Raw genomic sequence first — 19,812 nt, 5'->3', positions numbered from 1 at the left:
AATAAACCCTGTATACCGAATCAGGAGGGAACGTATGGCGTATTATGATGTGATTTTGTTCGATGTGGATGGGACCTTGATTCATTCCCGACCCGGCATCGTCCATTGTTTTGCGTATGCGTTCCAGCAGATGGGACTCGATCCGCAGGGGATTGATCTGTCCCGGTATCTCGGACCGCCGCTGCGCTGGAGTTTCGCGCAGCATTTCTCGGACCCCAAGGATGTCGAGAAGGCGGTCGAACTGTACCGCGCACGGTATGCGGAGCAGGGAATGCACGAATGTACGCTGTTTCCCGGCGTGGTTCCGATGCTGCAGCGCCTGCGGGAGCAGGGATTGCTGCTGGCAACCGCAACCTCCAAGCCGCGGGATGTGGTCCTGCCGATCCTGGAGGAAAAAGGGCTGCTTCCGCTGTTTGACCGTGTGGGCGGCGCAAGCATGGATCAAAGTGTAGATACAAAGACGGCCGTGATCCGTCAGGTATTGTCCGATCCGCTTTTTGCGGGCAAACGTGTTCTGATGGTGGGGGACCGTCAGGACGACATGAAGGGCGCGGCGGACTGCGGTCTGCCCGCCGTCGGCGTGCTGTACGGATACGGCAGCAAAGAGGAACTCGAACCCTGGCATCCGGTCTTTCTGGCCGGCGACTGCGAGGAACTGACCGGGTTTATTCTGAAGAACCATACTATGGGAATGGGGGACAACACGCAATTATGAGCCGTAAAAATTCCGGCGCCCGCGCCTCTTTCAGCTCGATGCAGAGGAAAGCCTGTCTGGTGATCCTCGGCTGCGTATTGGCGGTGATCGTTTCGTTCGTGGCGGCATGGATTCTGCCCGCCAAACTGGGTGGAGGCAATGTCAGCTATGATGCCGACAAATATCCGCTCGATACCTCTCTGGACGCCGTTCTGACCCAGACCGATGATGCCGGCACTGACTATACGTCGTCCACGGTCTTTGCGGGTGATCAGTTCGCCGCATCGCTGTACAGCAACCGGCTGATCACGCTGGACCAGAGCGCCGCCAAGGATGGCCTGGATGTGTCGTCCCTGCTGCGGGACGCCTTCATCAACTTTGAAGGAGACTCCCAGTCCTACACGGTGCCGCAGGCCATGGCCATCATGAAACCGCGCCGCGTGGTGCTGATCCTGGGCTCCAACAATCTGGACGGCAGCCTTGCCAGCGATTACTTCGTGCAGGATTATCAGCAGGACCTCAAGGCGATCACAGCGGCATATTCCTACTGCGATGTGATTGTCAGCTCTATTCCGCCGGTGCTCAAGAGCGCCAAGGATGCGGCCAAGACCCAGCTGCGGATTGACGAGTTCAACCAGGCCCTTGCCGTCATGTGCAACGAAAACGGCTATAAGTTCCTCAACACCGCCGAGGCGCTCAAGGCGTCCAACGGCTTTGCCGAGGCATCCTATTTTAATGAGGACGGGACGGCATTCAACACGGCCGGTGCCAACGTCTTCATGAACTATCTGCGCAACCATGCGTATCAGACCACCGACAACCGCCCCGATACCGACGACATCCCGCGCCGAACCGAGCAGAGTGCTTCGTCGGACAGCACGGCACAGGCCACGCCGCAGCCCACGCCGACCACCTATAAGCTGCAGTACCTTGTGGAAGAAGGCAAGGGCACGCTGAGCGGCAACGGACAGAGCGGCGTGACCTCCATTGAGGTCGAGGCGGCGGCCAAGCAGTCCGTCACCATCACTGCCCAGGCGGCCGACGGTTTTGTCTTCTATAAATGGAGCGACGGCCAGACCAGTCCCACCCGTGTGGATAATGTCTCGCAGAACATCTCTGTGACGGCCATGTTCAATGACGCGCGGCTGGAACTCACCCTGGACCAGGGCGATACCACCATCAAACTCGGCGATACCATCACGATCAACGCTTCGGTGACGCTGGGCGGCAAGGAGTACGACAACAGCGGTGTGCAGTGGTCCGTCAATGACGAACTCGAACAGAACGGCGCTTCCTTTGCCTTCACGCCCAGCTCGGCGGGAGATTATCTCATCAAGGCCGGCCTGGAAGTCAACGGAACCTTTGCGTCGCAGACGCTGACCGTCAAGGTCGAGGCACCGTCCACAACGGTTTCCATCACCGGCAGCAGCACGATTGCCGCCGGTTCCACCACGACGCTGCAGGCCAATGTGACCAACCCTGTCGGCGATACCACCTGGAGCTGCGCACAGCAGCCGGACTGGTCCGCCGTGGGCGACAATACGCAGTTCACCCCGGCCTATCCGGGACAGTATATCATCCGTGCCACAAACAACGGACAGTACAGTGAATTCACACTGCAGGTGACCGAACCGACCGCGACGGAAAATCCGTTCCCCTGGGGCAATGGCTGGGACTGGGATCACCGCGACAATGACGACTGACCGGCACAGACTGTCCAGGACCCTGCAGCCGGGAGGAAGAAAACAGGAGTAAACCATGGCATATTATACTTGTCTTTTGCTGGATGTAGACAACACGCTTCTGGATTTTGACGCCGCCGAGCGTGCGGCGATCACCGATACGCTGGAACATTACGGACTGCCCCATGACCTTGAGGCCGTCCAGACCTACCACCGTGTGAACCGGCAGCTGTGGGACAGCCTTGCCAAAGGAGAACTGAACCGCAACAAGCTGTTTGCCATCCGCTTCAGCCGGGTGATGCAGGCGCTGGGCCTGCCTGACAGCGGCAACGGGCGGGAAATGAATGAGTATTATGAGAAGGAACTGTCCAACCATGCGGACCTGATCCCCGGTGCGCTCAATGCGCTGGAGGAGCTGGGTGAGGTGGCGACATTGGCGATTGTCTCCAACGGCGCAACGATGGTTCAGCAGCCCCGCATTGAAGCTTCGGGCATCGGCCGGTTCATGGACGGCGTGTATATTTCCGAAAAGGTCGGCGCGGCCAAACCTTCCGCCAAACTGTTTGATTACTGCCTGAAGGATCTGGGCCTGTCCAACCGCAGCCGTGTGCTGGTGGTGGGGGATGACCTTCTGGCCGATATCAAGGGCGGCGTCAATGCCGGTCTGGACACCTGCTGGGTCAACTTCAGAAATGAAGAGAATAAAACCGACGTGCATCCGAAATTTACCGTTCAGAGCTATGAAGAGCTCTACCGCATTGTGATGGAACCCGAAGAGCTGGAGAACGTTGGAGTCCGCAACCGCCGGCATACAAACGACATCTGATTTTGTGCCGCTGCCCTGATCCGCAGCGGCACATTTTCGGGTCAACAGGACAAAAACACAGATTAAGGTGCAATTATGCTGATCGAATTACAGAACCTTGGCAAAAGCTTCGGCGAACACGAAGTGCTCAAGGATGTCACCGCCAATGTGGAACGAGGAGACCGCATTGGCATTATCGGGGCCAACGGGACCGGAAAAACGACGCTGCTGCGGATCTTGTGCGGCGAGAGTCAGCCCGATGCCGGAACGGCATCCTTTTCGGCGGGGGTGACCTGCGGCTACCTGGAACAGACCGGACACCTGGCACCGGAAGCCGATGTCTATGAGACCATGCGGGAGGCTTTCCGCCCGGCGCTCGATGCGATGACCGAGATGGAAGCCTTGCAGAAACAGCTGGCCGCAGATCCCAGCAATGCCGAAATTACCGAAAAGATTGCCCATTGCAATGCGCTGATCGATGCCATGGATGCTTACAACATGGATACGCAGATCAAGAAGGTGCTCAACGGCATGGGCTTTCCGGCAGATACCTGGAAAAAGAAAGCCGGTGTGCTTTCGGGCGGCGAACAGACGCGGCTGCGCCTGGCACGGCTGCTGCTGGAACGCCCCGACATCCTGATCCTGGACGAGCCGACCAACCATCTGGACATTGAGACGATGGAATGGCTGGAAAGTTATCTGAAAACCTACCGCGGCGCCGTGCTTGTGGTCAGCCATGACCGGTATTTCCTCGACGCTGTCTGTACCCGGATCTGGGAACTCGTCGGGAAGACCATCGAGACCTATCGCGGCAATTACTCGGCGTATCTGCCGCAGCGTGAGGCCGCGGACGAGCGGCAGCAGAAACAGCACGATGCCGATGTGGAAAAGGCTGCCAAGCTGCAGGATTACATCGACCGCAACCTGGTCCGCGCTTCCACCACGAAGATGGCGCAGAGCCGCCGCAAACAGCTTGAAAAACTGGAAATCACCGAAGCGCCGCGTCCGCAGGCCCGGGAACTGAAATTCCGCTTTGAGTACGACATCGAGCCGTATGACGAGCTGGTCATCATGAAAGGCCTGACCATCCGGATGGGGGAGCGGACCCTGCTGGAACCGCTGGATTATGTCGTGCACCGCGGCGACAAGCTGGTGATTGCCGGACCGAACGGGACCGGCAAGTCCACGCTGCTTCAAGTGCTGGATGGCAAGCGCCGTCCCTCGGGCGGCATGGTCCGGTTGGGCAGCGGCGCCAAACCGGGAATCTTTGTGCAGCAGCAGATGCGGCGGGCCGGGCGCGTCATTGATGCGATCTGGAACCAGTATCCGCGCTTCACCGAGCTGGAGGTGCGCAGCCACCTGGCCCAGTTCGGTTACCGCGGCGAGGAGGTCTTCAAGGACTGCGCCACCCTTTCGGGCGGAGAACTGGCCAGACTTCGTTTTGCGGAGCTGGCGCTGGAACGTCCCAACCTCATGTTCCTGGACGAGCCGACCAACCACCTGGATATCTATATGCGGGAGAGTCTGACACAGGCACTTGCCGCATATACCGGAACGCTGCTGCTGGTCACCCATGACCGCTACCTGATGCAGACGCTGGGCTGTCCGATTCTCTATCTGGAAAACGGGAAAGCCGTATTTTACCGCGATTTCCAGGCTTTGCATGACCGCGATCAGGGCAAGGCACCCGAGACCGCGTCCCGCCAGGAGGAAAAGACGCCCCGCGCCGGCTACGGCAAGGAACAGCGCCGCCGCCGTGCCGAAGTCCGCACCCGCCTCAAGGCGGTGGAGAACGAGATCGAATCGCTGGGCGCTCACATCGTGGAGCTGGAAAACGAGATCAACGATCCCGAGGTCCTGCGCGATCACCTGCTCCTTCGCGATAAATGCGATGAGCTGGAGGATACACGCTTCCATCAGCAGGAATTGTTTGAAGAATGGGAAAAACTGGCGGAGGAACAGGAAAAAATGGATGCCGAGGATGCTCAGTGATCCGCCGCCCGGCCCCGAAACGGGAAAGAGTAATGGAACTGTAACTTGCTTTCCCGGTAAAAAGAGGTATACTAGTTTCAAATTGTGTCGTAATTTAGACGTTCAAACACAGCCCCTTTTGCCGGCGTAGGCTTGTGGGCAGCAGAAATAGGCAGGGAATCTGTATTGCAAACGACAATTATCATTGCGACCCATAAACCGTATTGGGTACCGGAAGATCCCATGTATCTGCCGGTACAGATGGGCCATGCCATCCATCCGGATATCGGGTATATCGGCGACGATACCGGTGAGAACATCTCGGAAAAGAACTGGAACTTTTGCGAACTGACGGGGCTGTACTGGGCCTGCAAGAATCTGGACTCGGACTATATCGGCATTGTGCATTACCGCCGCTATTTTGCCTCCCGTCTGCACCGGCTCGCCCCCAAAAAGCAGCGGGTGATCGGCCATGAGGAGATGAACAAAATCCTCGCCACCACCAACGTTGTCCTGCCCCGGGAGCGCCACTACTACATTGAGACCAACTATACCCAGTACATTCATGCCCATCACGAACAGGACCTGGCCGTGACCCGTTCCATCATCGAGCGCAAATGCCCCGAATACCTGCCGGCCTATGACCTGTACATGTCCAAGACCCACGGCCATCACTTCAACATGTTCGTGATGAAACGGGAACTGCTGCAGCATTACTGTACCTGGCTGTTCGACATCCTGTTTGAGCTGGAACGGGAACTGGATATCAGCAGCTATACCACCAACGACAAGCGGGTCTTCGGCTTTGTCAGCGAGCGGCTTCTGGACGCCTGGCTGATCACCAACAATATCTCCTACGAGGAACTGGACGTTGTCTATATGGAGAGCCAGCACTGGCTCCGCAAGGGAACGGCCTTTTTGAGCCGGAAATTTTTCCCCAGGAAGGATCTTCACCGATGAATCAGACCGCGGCGGTGGTTGTCACCTACAACCGGTGCGGGATGCTGAGCCGCTGCCTGCAGGCGTTGCTCGCGCAGCAGGAACAGGAACTGGATATCTGGGTCATCGACAATGCCAGCACGGACGGAACGGCCCGGATGGTGTCGGATCTCCATTCGCCGCGCATCCGGTACTGCAATACCGGCGCCAACCTGGGCGGTGCGGGCGGTTTTGCCTGGGGCATCCGGCAGGCGGCCCGGGCAGGATATCGGTATCTCTGGATCATGGATGATGACTGCCTGCCCCAGCCCGGGGCGCTGACCGCATTGCTCGACGCTGACCGGGAACTGGAAGGAAGCTACGGCTGGCTGTCCTCCCGGGCACTGGCGCCGGACGGGACCGATCAGCCGATGAACCGGCAGCGCATCACGCCTTACCGGGACCTGCCGGATTTTGAAGGAACATATCTTCCTGCCGTGATGGCCAGTTTTGTCTCGCTGTTTCTCCGCACCGAAACCGTACAGCGGTTCGGGCTGCCGATCGCGGAATTTTTCATCTGGTCGGATGACTGGGAATATACCCGCCGAATTTCCCGCGAGGTGCCCTGCTACGTCATTCCCCAGAGTGTCGTGGTTCATGCCATGGCGCGCCCGGCGGTGGTCAATATCGCCACGGATGCCCCGGACCGCTGGCCGCGGTATCGGTTCTTTTACCGCAATGACGTCTATCTGTACCGGCGGGAAGGATTGCGCGGCTGGCTCTGGCTGATCGCCAAGGACCTGTGGCACAGTGTCCAGGTCCTGCGCTGCGGTCCGCAGAAGGGAAAGCGCCTTGCGATCATCTGGAAAGGATTCCTGACAGGAATCCGGTTTCATCCTCCGGTACGCTATGTGAACGATGTATGGAACACAGCAGTCTGACAGATCGAATCTTACGGGCAGCCGCACCGTTCGGTGCGGTGGCTTTTGATGTCTTTGATACGCTGGTCAAGCGATGCTGCGCCCGGCCGACGGATCTTTTCCGCTGGATGGAGCGAACCGGCCGTGCACCGGAGGGCTTCTGTGAAAATCGTATCCGGGCGGAGCGGCAGGCCCGCGCCCGGCATGACCGGGAAGTGACCCTCGCGGAAATTTATGCCGAACCGGAGTTGCGTGGGGCAGACCCGGCCCGGGAATGTCAGGCCGAGCGCGCTTTCTGCACGGCAAACCCGCCGCTGCTGGCCGCGGCCCGCGCCCTCCATGCCCGCGGACAGAAACTCTATGCGGTCTCGGATATGTACCTGCCGGCGGAGGAAATCCGTGCAATCCTGACCGGCTGCGGCTACGATTTCCTGGAGAATGTGTTTGTCTCCTCGGAGTTCGGCGTACAGAAGCGGAGCGGGAAACTGTTCCGTCTCTTTCTGCACGAGACCGGATACCGCGCTGCGGACGTCCTGTTTGTCGGCGATGATCTTCGTGCCGACCGGATCGGGGCAGCGGCGGCGGGAATCCGCAGCTTTTTGGTGCCGGCTCGCCGGCCCCTGCCCTATACCGAGAGAACCGGGGACGATCTTGCCGATGCGGCGGCCGCCCTTCAGCAGATTCTTCCAAAGGACTCGCCGGCCGCTGCGCGGGGGGCTGAGCTTCTTGGCCCGCTGGCCGTTTCTTTTGCCGGCTGGCTGCACGCCCAGCGGCAGCAGCTTCCCGGGGCAAGACTGGTCTTTCTTGCGCGGGATATGGAACTGATCCGCCGGGTTTATGAAATGCTGTATCCCGGGGAACAGACGGACTATCTGCGGGTGTCCCGCAAGAGTCTGCTGCCGGCCCTGCTTTATCGCCCCATGGATGACGGTACCTTGGCCCTGCTCGCCGATGCCTTGCCTCGCCAGCGTCTGACAAGGGGACAGATCTGTGAATATCTGGGCCTGGATGCAAAGTTCCTGCCGGCAGATGCTCAGCAGATCTGCGATCTTCGTACCCGACCGCTGGACCGGGCGACGCGGGAACTGCTGCTCTCGCTGGCAGCCCGCTGCAAAACGGCGGCAGGGGAACCAATCCGCGAGGCCGCTGCGCTGGTACGGCAGTATTTGCAGCAGTCCGGACTGGACCATGGACAGATCCTGCTGGTGGATATCGGCAGCGGCGGCACGACCCAGCGGATTCTGGAGGAACTGACCGGCCATCCTCTTGACGGGCGCTATCTGGCCTGTGACAGCCGGCTGCATGAACAACTGCCGGCACAACGCGCCCGGGCGTTCCTGTTCGGCGGCAATCCGGCGCCGCTCTGGTACTGGGCGGGTCAGCCCATGCTGGAACGGTTTGTCTCGGAACTCTGCGGGCCGACGGTCGGATATGCCAGGGAGGATGACGGCCGGACGGTTCCCCGGATCGGCCGGTATGACCCGGCACAGGACGAGGTAATTCTGGCGCTGCGCAAGGGAACGCTGGCCTTCGCAAAGGCGTGGAAGGACTCCCCGCTCAGCGAACTCACACTGCCCGCACAGACCGTGTGTGATCCCTTCCTGCGGATGGTCCGCTGCCCGCGCAGCGAAGAGATTGCCCTGTTCGGCCCGCTGACCGTCGAGGACGGCGGCAGCTGGCAGCTGGCGGCGCCCCGGAAAATCACGGCGTATCTGCGCCGCCCGGCTCTTGCGGCGCGGGATTTCAGAAACTCGCGCTGGAAAGTCGCATTCATGAAACAACTGATCGGATTGCCGCTTCCGTATGACAGAATCTATGCGGCGATGAAACAAAAACAAGGCAGGTGAAAACGCATGGAACGGGCACCGCTCGTCAGCATTATTATGCCGGTGTACAATGCGGCGCCGTTCCTGCGTTCGGCGGTGGCCGATGTGCTCGGACAGACCGTCCGGGACTTTGAGCTGCTCCTCATTGATGACGGTTCCACCGACGGAAGTGCGGAACTGTGCCGGGAACTGGCGGCGGCCGATGCCCGGGTCCGGGCATACCATCAGCCCAACGCGGGCATCTGTGCCGCGCGCAACTGCGGGCTTGAGAGGATGCGCGGACGGTGGTTTACCTTCTGCGATGACGATGACCGCCTGCTGCCGACGGCGCTGGAAACCCTTCTCACCGCTGTGCGGGAGCAGGGGACCGATGCGGCGCGCACGGGGTACCGGCTGCTGCGCCAGAATGCCGCCGGCAAGCCGGTGGAACTGCCGCACCCGCCGGGGCGTGCCCGGAGACTGTCTGCGGACAGTACCGGGACCGAGTATCTGGCCTTCCTGCAGGACAGTGGCCCCCAGTTTGTCTGGAATGCGCTGTACAGCACCGAAAAATTCGGGTCGCTCCGCTTTGATCCGAACTGCAGGAACGGTTTGGAGGACTTTGTCTTCAATGCGGCGTTCTACGCCTGCAGACCGACGGTTGCGTATCTGCCCGACGTTACCTACGAACACCTCGAGCGCCGCGGCAGTACCTCGGCCTGCGCGGACCCTGCGGCGGTGCTGGCGCGGCTGCAGACCGTGCCGCGCTGGGTGGAAGGGGAATATGCGGCCGTCTGCGCCTGGTGCAGTGACCGGGAACGCGGCAGTGTCTGGGCATCCCGCTGTGCCGAGGTGATCGCCTTTGCGATGCACCAGATGCGGGACAGCCGGATGCCGCCCGGACAGGCCCGCGCCGCCTGGCGGATGCTGTACGCCGTGCTGGCGCCGTATCCGTATACGGTACTTGACTTTTGGTCCGTACTGCGTCAGAATAAAAAGAAAGCGGCGGTGCTGCTTTTGTTCCGCACGCACCTGCAGGGACTTTACGGGTTCCTGCCCAACAGGGAGGAAAAATTGCTGCGATGAAGAAAACCATTCTTGTGACCGGCGCAGCCGGTTATATCGGCCGCCATGTTGTCAAGACGGCTCTGGATATGGGATACTCGGTGATTGCCTCGGACTTTGCCTTCAAGGGCGTTGATGAGCGCGCCGAGTTCTGTGACCTGCCGATTTTCAGCGGGGACAAGAACATCTACAATACGCTGGGCCGTCCGGATGTCTGCATCCATCTGGCCTGGCGTGACGGTTTCCGTCACAATGCCTCCAGCCATATGAAGGATCTGTCCTCCCATGTCACCTTCCTGAACAATATGGTCAGCGGGGGACTGCCCGCCCTGACGGTGATGGGAACCATGCACGAGGTGGGCTACTGGGAAGGCGCCATCGAGGAGGATACGCCCTGCAATCCGCAGAGCCAGTATGGGATTGCCAAGAACGCCCTTCGCCAGAGCCTCATGCTCTCGCTGAAGGACTCGCCCTGTGTCCTGCACTGGCTGCGGGCCTACTACATTACCGGCGATGAGGCTCACGGCAGCTCGATCTTTGCCAAGATCACCCAGGCGGAACTGGACGGCAAGGAGACCTTCCCCTTCACCAGCGGCAAGAATCAGTACGATTTCATTGATCTGGAGCGTCTGTCCACGATGATTGTCGCGGCCAGCGTCCAGAACGAGGTCAACGGAATCATCAATGTCTGCACCGGCAAACCGCAGTCGCTGGCCGACCGTGTGGAGCAGTTCCTGCGCGACAAGAATTACCGGATCAAACTGGATTACGGCGCCTTCCCGGACCGTCCCTATGACAGCCCGGGCGTCTGGGGTGACCCCGCCAAGATCAATCAGATTCTGAAGAATGCACATCTGGAATAAACAAGGATGATACGATGAGACGACTGGGAATCTTTTTCTTCTATGAAAAAAACGGCGATGTGGATGAGTTCATCACCTACTATCTGCGCGACCTCGCCCGCAATCTGACGGAACTGATTGTGGTCTGCAACGGCAAACTGAGCGACCAGGGCCGCAAGGCATTTTCGGAATTCACCGACCAGATCATCGTCCGCGAAAACAAGGGACTGGATGTCTGGGCCTACAAGACGGCGCTGGATCATTACGGCTGGGACCGCCTGTGTGAATTCGACGAGGTGGTCATGACCAACTCGACCCTGATGGGACCGGTCCGCCCGCTGCGGGAAATGTTCGACGCGATGGCGGAGAACAAGGATCTGGATTTCTGGGGCCTCACGGTCCACCACGGGGCCGAGGGCAACCCCTTCAAGGGCAAGCATCTGTACAGTTATCTGCCGGTACATATCCAGTCCCATTTCATTGTCTACCGCAAAAAGTTCCTGCAGTCCCGCGATTTGCAGACGTACTGGGACAAGATGCCGATGATCGAGGATTACAACGATTCCGTTCAGCGGTATGAATCGGTCTTTACCAAACAGTTTGCCGACAAGGGTTACCAGTGGGATGTCTATGTCAAGACGGACGATCTGCGGGACTTCACCGATTACCCGCTGCTGGTCTGCCCGGTCCGCCTTCTGCGGGATAAAAAATGCCCGCTGTTCAAGCGCCGCAGCTTCATGCACGACTATGAGGCATACCTGAACGATACGGCCGGCGAGCCGGTGCGGGAACTCTATGCCTATCTGCGCGATCACACCGACTATCCGGTCGATCTGATCTGGAAAAACATGATCCGCACGATGCACCCGTATGATTTCACGAGAAATTTGGGCCTGACGCGGCTGATCCCGCAGCAGGTGCAGGACCCGGCCTGTGCACAGAAGGTGCGCAGCGAACGCCGGATTGCCCTGGCCATGCATCTCTATTTCATGGATATGCTGCCCCAGAGCTATGCGTTTGCGGCCAACATGCCGCCCGAGACGGATGTCTTTGTCTCCACCAATACGGCTGAGAAAAAGGCCCAAATCGAGGAGGTTTTTGCCACCCTGCCGGTTCATCATGTCACGGTCCGGGTGGTGGAGAACCGCGGCCGCGATGTGGGCGCGTTTCTGTGCGACCTGGCACCGCAGCTGGCGGAATATGACTATGCCTGCTTCATGCACGATAAAAAGGCAATCCAGACCAAACCCGGCAGCGTGGGTGCCAGCTTCGGCTATGTCTGCAACGAGAATGTCTGCAAGGACGCCGATCATGTCCTGAATATTCTGTGCGAGTTTGAAAAAGACCCCTACCTGGGCCTGCTCTGCCCGCCGTTCCCGACGCACGGCGTCTATTTCATGAATATGTGCTCCAACGGCTGGGGCCCCAACTTTGACAACACCAAGGCGCTAATGAAAAAGCTGGGCATCGACCGCCCCATTTCCGGGGAAAAGATGCCGATTGCCCCCTTCGGCAGCGTATTCTGGTTCCGCGTCAAGGCACTCAAGCCGCTGTTTGACTACGGCTGGAAGCATGAGGACTTCCCGCCCGAACCCCTGCCGCAGGACGGGACCATCAGCCATGCCATCGAGCGGATTTACCCGTTTGTGGCACAGGGGGCGGGGTACTATCCCGCCGAGGTCATGAGCACCGAGTTTGCGATTTCCCGCTGCGATGCCATGCAGGCGTATGCCGGCGGACTTGTGCGGCCGCTGGCAAGGGTGTTTGACTGCACCACCTTCGGCGCCGCTGCTGCCGCTGCCGGTGCCTTTGCATCGCGCCGCCATTTCTTCAGAAGCTACGGCCCGTACTCCAATTCCAGACGCCGCCGCGCCCGCAACTGGCTGCGCGACCGGATGTCCCCGGAAGCGTACAAGAGCATGATGCGCGTCAAGCGAACCGTCTTCGGACCGCACAACGCCCCGTATGAGGAGTAACACCGGCCATGAACAAGCGGCTCATTGTTTATTTCCATTATGATCCCCGCGGGCAGGTCGATTCGGCCTGCCGTTTTGCTGTGCAGGCGCTTGCACGGTGCGGGGACCTCTTTTTTGTCACCAACGGAACGCTGGAGGAAGCCTCCCGCCGTTGGGTCGGAAGCGTCTGCTTTGACTGTCTCGAACGCCCCAATACCGGGTTTGATGTGGGTGCCTACCGGGATGCGCTGTGCAGACTCGGCCGCCCGACGCTGGACCGCTATTCGGAAATTGTCCTGATGAACTACACGCTGGCCGGTCCGGTTTTGCCGGTGGAGCGGATGTTCGAGACGATGGACCGCCGTACTGAGCTGGATTTCTGGGGGCTGACCCGGCATTATGCCATGAAGAGCCGCCGGTTCGGCGGGCAGGTGCCGGAACATCTGCAGTCCCACTTTCTCGCGGTGCGGCCCCGGATGATGGAGGATTTCTGGAACTACTGGCAGACCATCCGGCTGCCGTCGCGGTACGAAGAGTCGGTGATCTGCCACGAAACGCGCTTCACCCCGTATTTTGCCGCCCGCGGTTACCGGTGGGACAGCTATGTGGATACCGGGGACCTTGCCCCGGTGTTTGTCAATCCCATCATGGCCTGCCCGGCCGAACTGATCCGCAGCCGCGGCTGTCCGTTTTTCAAGCGGCGCAGCTTCTTTACCCCCTACGGGGACGAACTGCGCCGTACCGATGGCCAGGCCGCCGCAGAGCTTTACCGGTATCTGCGGGAACAGACGGCGTTTCCGGTACAGGAGCTTGTTGCCTCCCTGCTGCCGGTCCAACCGCTGACCAATATGGCCCAGAACCTGCACTGGCAGTTCCTTCTGCCGGAGAAAGCGGATGGGAAACTGCCCCGGCAGCTGGGCCCGGACGATCTGCGCAGCCCCGTCAAGCTGGACCCCGACGGCATCTATTTCTTACCGCTGCCGCAGAATTCCGGCGATGCGATAGGGTGGTACCTTGACCGCAGCATCCCCGACGAGACGGTGCAGCGTGCGGCGGCCGCGCTTCTGCGCCGGGAACCGTGGATCGGCGTTCTTGGACCTGCATTGCCGCTTTTCCCGGCCTGTCTGGCAGAAAAACAAAGCCGCTGGCATCGGGACCTGCCGTATCTCCGGCAGCGGATGGAGGAACTGCATCTCAAGGTCCCGCTCGAGGAACGCCAGGCATTGCCGTTGCCCAACGGGGGCGGACTGTTTTTGCGCGCAGAGGCTTTTCCGCAGGGACTGCCGGCCATCACGCAGCGCGGGGATCTCTGGCTGCTGCCGCTGATTGCGCAGTACAACGGCCATGGCAGTGCGGTCTATGAGACAGCGTCGCAGAGCCTCGCCCGCGGTGCGGTGCTCGAACAGTGTCTGTACAATCAGATGGGGCTGCGCGCCAACGCAAAGAATCTCGCCCGCTCCGCAAAAGCGGCATGGCGGGAACGCAAAGGGGAGAACGGAAATGCCGGTTAAACGGCCACGTCTTTTTTATCTGGATCTGATCCGCACGGTCGCGCTGATCAGCATTCTGATCATTCATTTCAACGCCTCGGTGACGGGGTACTTTACCTATCCGTCCCGGCTGTTTGGCAGCATCCTGCCGTTCGGCATCTATCTGGGAGATTTCGGCTCCAGCCTCTTCTTCATGGTCTCCGGAACGGCTCTGGCCTTCACGACGAAGGAACCGTTTTCCGTCATGGCATTTTATAAAAAACGTGCCAAGGCGGTTTATCCGATGTTCTGGCTGGCGTGGTGCATCTTCTTCTCGCTGCGGTTCGTCACCCGTCCCTGGTACTACGCTTCCGCCAAGCCGGTCACCCTGATCCTGACGGTGCTCGGCCTTGACAACTACGCTGTGGCGGCCGGATGGGTGTCCCAGGACTTTGCTTGTGTGGGTGAGTGGTTCCTGGGAAGCATCCTCTTTCTCTATCTGCTGTTCCCGCTGCTCCGCGCCGGACTGAAAAAGCATCCGGTCCTGACCTGGGCGGCGGCTGCGGCGGTCTGTCTGCCGGTGCATGCTGCCGGTTGGGACGCCCACCTGCTGGCGGTGCATCTGCTGGAATTCCTTTTCGGAATGACCTTCCTGCGCTTCGGAAAACGGGCCAAAATTCTGACGGCAGCGGTCTGTGCGGTGTTCCTGCTCTCGCCGCTGTGGAAACTGGACAGCAAGATCACCTGCGCCCTGGCCAGTGCCCTGGTCTTTGTGGTGCTCGCCTGGCTCGGCGGCCGGATTCACTGCCCGCCGCTGCAGAATTTCTGCGCTTTGGCCGGCAAGTATTCCTATGCCATTTTCCTGACGCATCACGTCATCATCCTGCGTTTGGTGGAGGCGTTTGACCTTTCCGCCATCACCCGGCGCGATACGGTGCTTCTGTTCGGGGCGTATCTGTTCCTGGTCGGGCTGATCTCGGCCCTGCTGTTCCGTCTGGACAAGGCGGTGCACAGCGGAACCGCGGCTCTGTTCGCAAAATCGTAAGTCTTTCGGTACCTGCTTTCCCGGCGGGTACTTTTTTGTTTTCCGTATTTTTTCGTTTGGATTTACTGTACAAAAAAAATCTGTTACGGTATAATAGAACCAAATTGAACCGGTATGAAAGGAGCGTTTTTTGTGGAACAGTTTTCCGTCAGTCTTGAAAAGCTGGCTCAGGAATCCAACCTGACCGTTGCGTATACGCCCAAAGAGCTCGGAGAGATCAAGGTGTTCACCGCAGAAGTCTATCGCCCCGGTATTATGCTGGCCGGTTATTACCAGTATTTTGACCGGACCCGTATCCAGATCATCGGCCTGACGGAGTTGTCCTACCTCAACGAGCTGGAACCCGACATCCGCCGCACGCATCTGGAAAAACTGTTTTCCTTTGTGCCGCCTGCGGTGATCCTTTCCCGGGGACTGGACCCGCTGCCTGAAATGATGGAGTTTGCGCAGAAGTACGAGGTGCCGCTGCTGCTCTCCACCGAGATGACTTCTCCTCTGATGAGCACGCTGATCACGACGCTCAACACCGAGCTGGCCCCGCGCATCACGCGCCACGGCGTTCTCGTCGAAGTATACGGCGAAGGCATCCTGATTCTCGGCGACTCCGGCGTCGGCAAGAGCGAGACCGCCATCGAGCTGGTCAAGCGCGGCCACCGGCTGATTGCCGACGATGCGGTGGAGCTCCGCAAGGTGAGCAGCCGCAAGATTATGGGCATGGCGCCTGAGAATATCCGCCACTTCATCGAGCTGCGCGGCATCGGCATCATCAATGTGGCCCGGCTGTTCGGCATCGGCGCGGTCAAGAACAGCGTGGAAGTCGAGATGGTTGTGGAACTGGAACCCTGGGACCGCACCAAGAACTATGACCGCACGGGTCTTGAGACCAGTACTTATGACATTCTCGGGGTCAAGGTCCCCAGCATGCTCATCCCCGTCATGCCCGGCCGTAACCTCGCGGTCATCCTTGAGACCGCAGCCATCAATAACCGTCAGAAAGAGATGGGGTACAACGCGGCCCAGGAACTGCTGCAGCGCCTTGGTTTGCAGAATGACATCGACGGCGGTTTTTAATCCTCAAGAAACGGAAGTTTGAAATTTTATGCAGGTTATCGCAGATCTTCATACCCATACACTGGCAGCCACCCATGCGTTCCAGACCGTCCTGGAGATGGCAGCCCAGGCCAGACGGCTGGGCTATACGGCACTGGCCATCACGGACCACGGCCCGGCCATGCCGGATGCCCCGCATATCTGGCATTTCGGCAATCTCAGCGCCCTGCCGCGCACGGTGGACGGCGTGACGATGCTGTACGGCATCGAAGCGAACGTCATGGATACCAAGGGCGGCCTGGACATGACGCAGCGTCAGCTCAGCTCGATGGACTGGGTGGTGGCCTCCATCCACAGCCCCTGTATTCCCGGCCTCCTGACCGAGCGGGAAGCCAACCGGATCTGGCTGGCGGTGGCCGAGAACCCGGCAGTGGACTGCATCGGTCATTCCGAACAGCAGAACTACCGGTACGACTATGACCTGGTGACCAAGGCATTTGCCCGGAACGGGAAGGTTGTGGAGCTCAACGGCAATTCCTGCAATGTCCGCCGGGACGGGATTCCCAATATGCGGGCGCTGCTGCGGGCCTGCCTGAAGAACGGGTGCTCCATCACACTGGATTCCGACGCGCACAGCACCATGCAGCTGGAGGAAAACATTCCGCCGCTGCTCCGGATGCTGGAAGAGATGGACTTTCCCGAAGAGCTGGTTGTGAATGCGAACCGGCAGAACCTGATCCATACGCTGAAATCGCACGGTAAGGCCTGTGCGGAATTGATAGGAGGAAACAAAACATGAGCAAATATACAATCGGCATCGATCTCGGCGGAACGACCATGACCGCCGGACTCGTGGATGAAGCATACAATCTGGTGGGCAAGGTTACCTGGGCCACCCGCCTGCCGCGCCCGGCGGATGATCTGGAGAAAGCGCTGGCGGACCTCTGCCGCACGGTGGCCAAGGAATGCAAGGTGGATTTTTCCGAGGTTGCCTATGTGGGCATCGGCACGCCCGGCAGCGTCAACTTCACGACGGGCTTTGTGGGCTACAACACCAATTTTGGTTACTACGACTGGAACCTGGGCCCCGATATGGAAACGCTGCTCGGTTGCAAGGTCTATGTCGAAAATGACGCGAATGCTGCGGCATTTGGCGAGTACATTGCCGGCGGCGCAAAGGGGTATAAGGACGCCGTCGTCATCACGCTGGGCACCGGCATCGGCAGCGGCATCATTCTGGGCGGCAAGATTCTGCGCGGCTTCAACTTTGCTGCCGGCGAGATGGGCCACACCGTCATCGTCAAGGGCGGACGCCAGTGCAACTGCGGCCGCCGCGGCTGCTGGGAGCGGTATGCTTCCTCGCGGGCGCTGTCCGAAGATGCCAAGGAGGCCATGGAACAGCACCCCGAATCCCTGATGTGGAAACTGGCGGGCAGTCTGGACCGCGTCAACGCCAAGGTGCCGTTCGATGCCATGGCGGCCGGCGATGCGACGGCCAAGGCGGTCGTGGACAACTGGATTGAGTACGTTGCCTGCGGCATTGCCAACGTTGTGAATACCTTTGAACCGGAGGTCATCTGCATTGGCGGCGGTGTCTCCAACCAGGGCGAAACGCTGCTGGCGCCGGTCCGCACCTATGTCGAGCAGGAAACCAAGAACATTACCAGCGGCAACGTGCCGGCCATCTGCGCCTGCCGCCTGACCAATGATGCCGGCGTGATCGGCGCCGCGGCATTGGCCGATTCCATCTGAACCCGGTGACCTGATACGAGGAACCGCTATGAACGAACTGTTTTTATCCGCGCTGCGCGCCGAAAATCTTCCTTTTCTGACTGATGAGCCGCTGAGCCGGCATACCACTTTCCATATCGGAGGACCGGCAGATTGTTTCTGCCAGCCGCAGACCGTTCCCGAACTGACCCGGACACTTGAACTCTGCCGGCAGTATGGGCAGCGGGTGTATCTGCTGGGCAACGGCTCCAACACGCTGTTTTCCGATGCGGGATTCCGCGGGGCAGTGGTCTGTTTGTCCCGTCTGCAGACACGGTTTTCCGTGTCGGAATCTCCCGACGGCAGTGCGCAGGTGTATGCCGGCGCCGGCATGATGCTCTCCGCACTCTGCCTTTCGGTGCAGAAGCGAGGACTTTCCGGTCTGGAATTTGCCTACGGCATTCCCGGAACGGTCGGCGGTGCAGTTTATATGGACGCCGGTGCCTACGGCGGCGAGATGAAGGACGTGGTGACGGAGGTCTCCTTCCTGGACGAATCCTTCCGGCTGCGCACCTTGCCGGTCGGCGAGCTGGGACTCGGCTACCGCACCAGTATCTTTGAAAAGCAGCCCTGGTGCATCCTGGAAGCGGGGTTCCGCCTTCATGCGGGCGATGCCTCGACGATTCTGGCTTCCATGCAGGACTATATGAAACGCCGCAGGGACAAACAGCCGCTGGATCTGCCGTCAGCCGGCAGTACCTTCAAACGGCCGACGGGACAGTTTGCCGGCAAGCTCATTGAGGACTGCGGTCTGCGCGGGTTCCGTGTGGGCGGAGCCGCCATCAGTGAAAAACACTGCGGCTTTGTTGTCAATCTGGGCAACGCCACCTGTGCCGACGTCATCAAGCTGACCGACGAGGTGCGCCGCATTGTACAAGAAAAAACCGGCTATACGCTGGAACGGGAAATCCGTGTTGTGGAATAACATAACAAGACGAAAATACGAGGTAGGGCAATGAATTTTTTGGTGGTTACCGGCCTTTCGGGCGCAGGGAAATCCATGGCGGTCAACGCTCTGGAAGATATCGGCTTTTTCTGTATTGACAATATCCCCGTGGGCTTGCTGCCGAAAATTCTGGACTTTGCCCAGAAAGGCGAGAATCAGCTCAGCCGGGTAGCGGTCGTCATGGACGTTCGCGGTCTGCACTCGGTGCAGGATACCAAGGAGGCCCTGGACGCACTGGACGAAAAACAGATGCCTTATGATATTCTGTTTTTGGATGCCAATGATAATGCCATCCGCCGCCGGTATAAGGAAACCCGCCGTCTGCATCCCATGACGATCAGCGAGGGCCTGCCGGTCGGGGATGCCATCACCAAGGAACGCACAATCCTGCAGCCGCTGCGCGACAGGGCCAAGTATGTGATTGATACCTCGCTTCTGTCGGCCGCACAGAACCGGGAACGAGTCTGCGGACTGTTCCTCGGCAAGGATCAGTGCTCCATGTCGCTGAGCATTGTCTCGTTCGGGTTCAAGTACGGGCTTCCGCAGGAATCCGACATCGTCTTTGATGTGCGCTGCCTGCCCAATCCCTTCTATGTTCCCGAGCTCAAATCGCTGACCGGACTGGACCAGCCCGTGGTTGATTATGTGATGCAGTTCCCCGAATCCCAGGAACTGCTTCGCCGGATGGAAAGCTTTCTGGAATACGCTCTGCCGCTCTATGTCAAGGAAGGGAAGAGCCAGCTGGTGATTTCTGTGGGCTGTACCGGCGGCAAGCACCGTTCCATCACCTTTGCACGCAAACTCGGGGAGTTCTGCCAGAAACTGGGCTACCAGCCCAGCGTGCAGCACCGGGATGCCAACCGGACTTCCTGATT

17 protein-coding genes are annotated in these 19,812 nt (G+C 59.5%); all 17 read left to right on the top strand.

What is annotated here, in order from left to right; all coding sequences use genetic code 11:
- The first annotated feature begins 34 nt into the window (after positions 1-34).
- Positions 35-715, top strand: coding sequence for an HAD hydrolase-like protein (locus U0L91_RS11485; RefSeq protein WP_330047090.1), 681 nt, complete (start codon positions 35-37; stop codon positions 713-715).
- Positions 712-2,397, top strand: coding sequence for a GDSL-type esterase/lipase family protein (locus U0L91_RS11480; protein ID WP_330047088.1), 1,686 nt, complete (start codon positions 712-714; stop codon positions 2,395-2,397). The genes U0L91_RS11485 and U0L91_RS11480 overlap by 4 nt, the downstream gene beginning before the upstream one ends.
- Before the next feature lie 55 nt (positions 2,398-2,452).
- The gene (locus U0L91_RS11475) at positions 2,453-3,202 is read left to right on the top strand and encodes a YjjG family noncanonical pyrimidine nucleotidase (RefSeq protein ID WP_330047085.1); all 750 of its coding nucleotides are present in this window, start codon (positions 2,453-2,455) and stop codon (positions 3,200-3,202) included.
- A 75-nt stretch (positions 3,203-3,277) separates the two neighbouring features.
- Entirely contained in the window at positions 3,278-5,173 is a 1,896-nt protein-coding gene (locus tag U0L91_RS11470) for an ABC-F family ATP-binding cassette domain-containing protein (RefSeq protein ID WP_330047083.1), read from the top strand.
- A gap of 132 nt (positions 5,174-5,305) precedes the next feature.
- Positions 5,306-6,112 carry a DUF4422 domain-containing protein gene (locus U0L91_RS11465; RefSeq protein WP_330047081.1) on the top strand — a complete coding sequence of 269 codons (807 nt, stop codon included), beginning with the start codon at positions 5,306-5,308 and terminating at the stop codon, positions 6,110-6,112.
- A complete protein-coding gene (locus tag U0L91_RS11460) occupies positions 6,109-7,011 on the top strand; it encodes a glycosyltransferase family 2 protein (protein ID WP_330047079.1) in 903 nt (300 codons plus the stop codon). The genes U0L91_RS11465 and U0L91_RS11460 overlap by 4 nt, the downstream gene beginning before the upstream one ends.
- Positions 6,993-8,837 carry an HAD-IA family hydrolase gene (locus U0L91_RS11455; RefSeq protein ID WP_330047077.1) on the top strand — a complete coding sequence of 615 codons (1,845 nt, stop codon included), beginning with the start codon at positions 6,993-6,995 and terminating at the stop codon, positions 8,835-8,837. Before U0L91_RS11460 ends, U0L91_RS11455 begins: the two co-directional genes overlap by 19 nt.
- 6 nt (positions 8,838-8,843) lie before the next feature.
- Positions 8,844-9,881, top strand: a complete 1,038-nt coding sequence (locus U0L91_RS11450; RefSeq protein WP_330047075.1) for a glycosyltransferase family 2 protein — start codon at positions 8,844-8,846, stop codon at positions 9,879-9,881.
- Positions 9,878-10,723 carry an NAD-dependent epimerase/dehydratase family protein gene (locus tag U0L91_RS11445; protein WP_330047074.1) on the top strand — a complete coding sequence of 282 codons (846 nt, stop codon included), beginning with the start codon at positions 9,878-9,880 and terminating at the stop codon, positions 10,721-10,723. Before U0L91_RS11450 ends, U0L91_RS11445 begins: the two co-directional genes overlap by 4 nt.
- 14 nt (positions 10,724-10,737) lie before the next feature.
- Entirely contained in the window at positions 10,738-12,678 is a 1,941-nt protein-coding gene (locus tag U0L91_RS11440; RefSeq protein WP_330047072.1) for a rhamnan synthesis F family protein, read from the top strand.
- A gap of 8 nt (positions 12,679-12,686) precedes the next feature.
- Positions 12,687-14,168 (top strand): rhamnan synthesis F family protein, encoded by a 1,482-nt coding sequence (locus U0L91_RS11435; RefSeq protein WP_330047071.1) that lies wholly within the window; start codon positions 12,687-12,689, stop codon positions 14,166-14,168.
- Positions 14,158-15,171, top strand: coding sequence for an acyltransferase family protein (locus U0L91_RS11430; RefSeq protein WP_330047070.1), 1,014 nt, complete (start codon positions 14,158-14,160; stop codon positions 15,169-15,171). The genes U0L91_RS11435 and U0L91_RS11430 overlap by 11 nt, the downstream gene beginning before the upstream one ends.
- Before the next feature lie 132 nt (positions 15,172-15,303).
- A complete protein-coding gene (gene hprK / locus U0L91_RS11425) occupies positions 15,304-16,242 on the top strand; it encodes an HPr(Ser) kinase/phosphatase (RefSeq protein ID WP_330047068.1) in 939 nt (312 codons plus the stop codon).
- A gap of 28 nt (positions 16,243-16,270) precedes the next feature.
- Positions 16,271-17,020 (top strand): phosphatase, encoded by a 750-nt coding sequence (locus U0L91_RS11420; RefSeq protein ID WP_330047066.1) that lies wholly within the window; start codon positions 16,271-16,273, stop codon positions 17,018-17,020.
- Positions 17,017-17,973, top strand: a complete 957-nt coding sequence (locus U0L91_RS11415) for an ROK family protein (protein ID WP_330047064.1) — start codon at positions 17,017-17,019, stop codon at positions 17,971-17,973. The genes U0L91_RS11420 and U0L91_RS11415 overlap by 4 nt, the downstream gene beginning before the upstream one ends.
- Positions 17,974-18,001: 28 nt before the next feature.
- Positions 18,002-18,916, top strand: coding sequence for a UDP-N-acetylmuramate dehydrogenase (gene murB / locus U0L91_RS11410; protein ID WP_330047062.1), 915 nt, complete (start codon positions 18,002-18,004; stop codon positions 18,914-18,916).
- A 30-nt stretch (positions 18,917-18,946) separates the two neighbouring features.
- Positions 18,947-19,810, top strand: a complete 864-nt coding sequence (gene rapZ / locus U0L91_RS11405; protein WP_330047060.1) for an RNase adapter RapZ — start codon at positions 18,947-18,949, stop codon at positions 19,808-19,810.
- Positions 19,811-19,812 lie beyond the last annotated feature (2 nt).

This window comes from Gemmiger sp. (assembly GCF_036306485.1).
Classification (GTDB): domain Bacteria; phylum Bacillota; class Clostridia; order Oscillospirales; family Ruminococcaceae; genus Gemmiger.
Note: the sequence above shows the minus strand (reverse complement) of the source record. Positions and strands in the feature narration are given on the sequence as shown.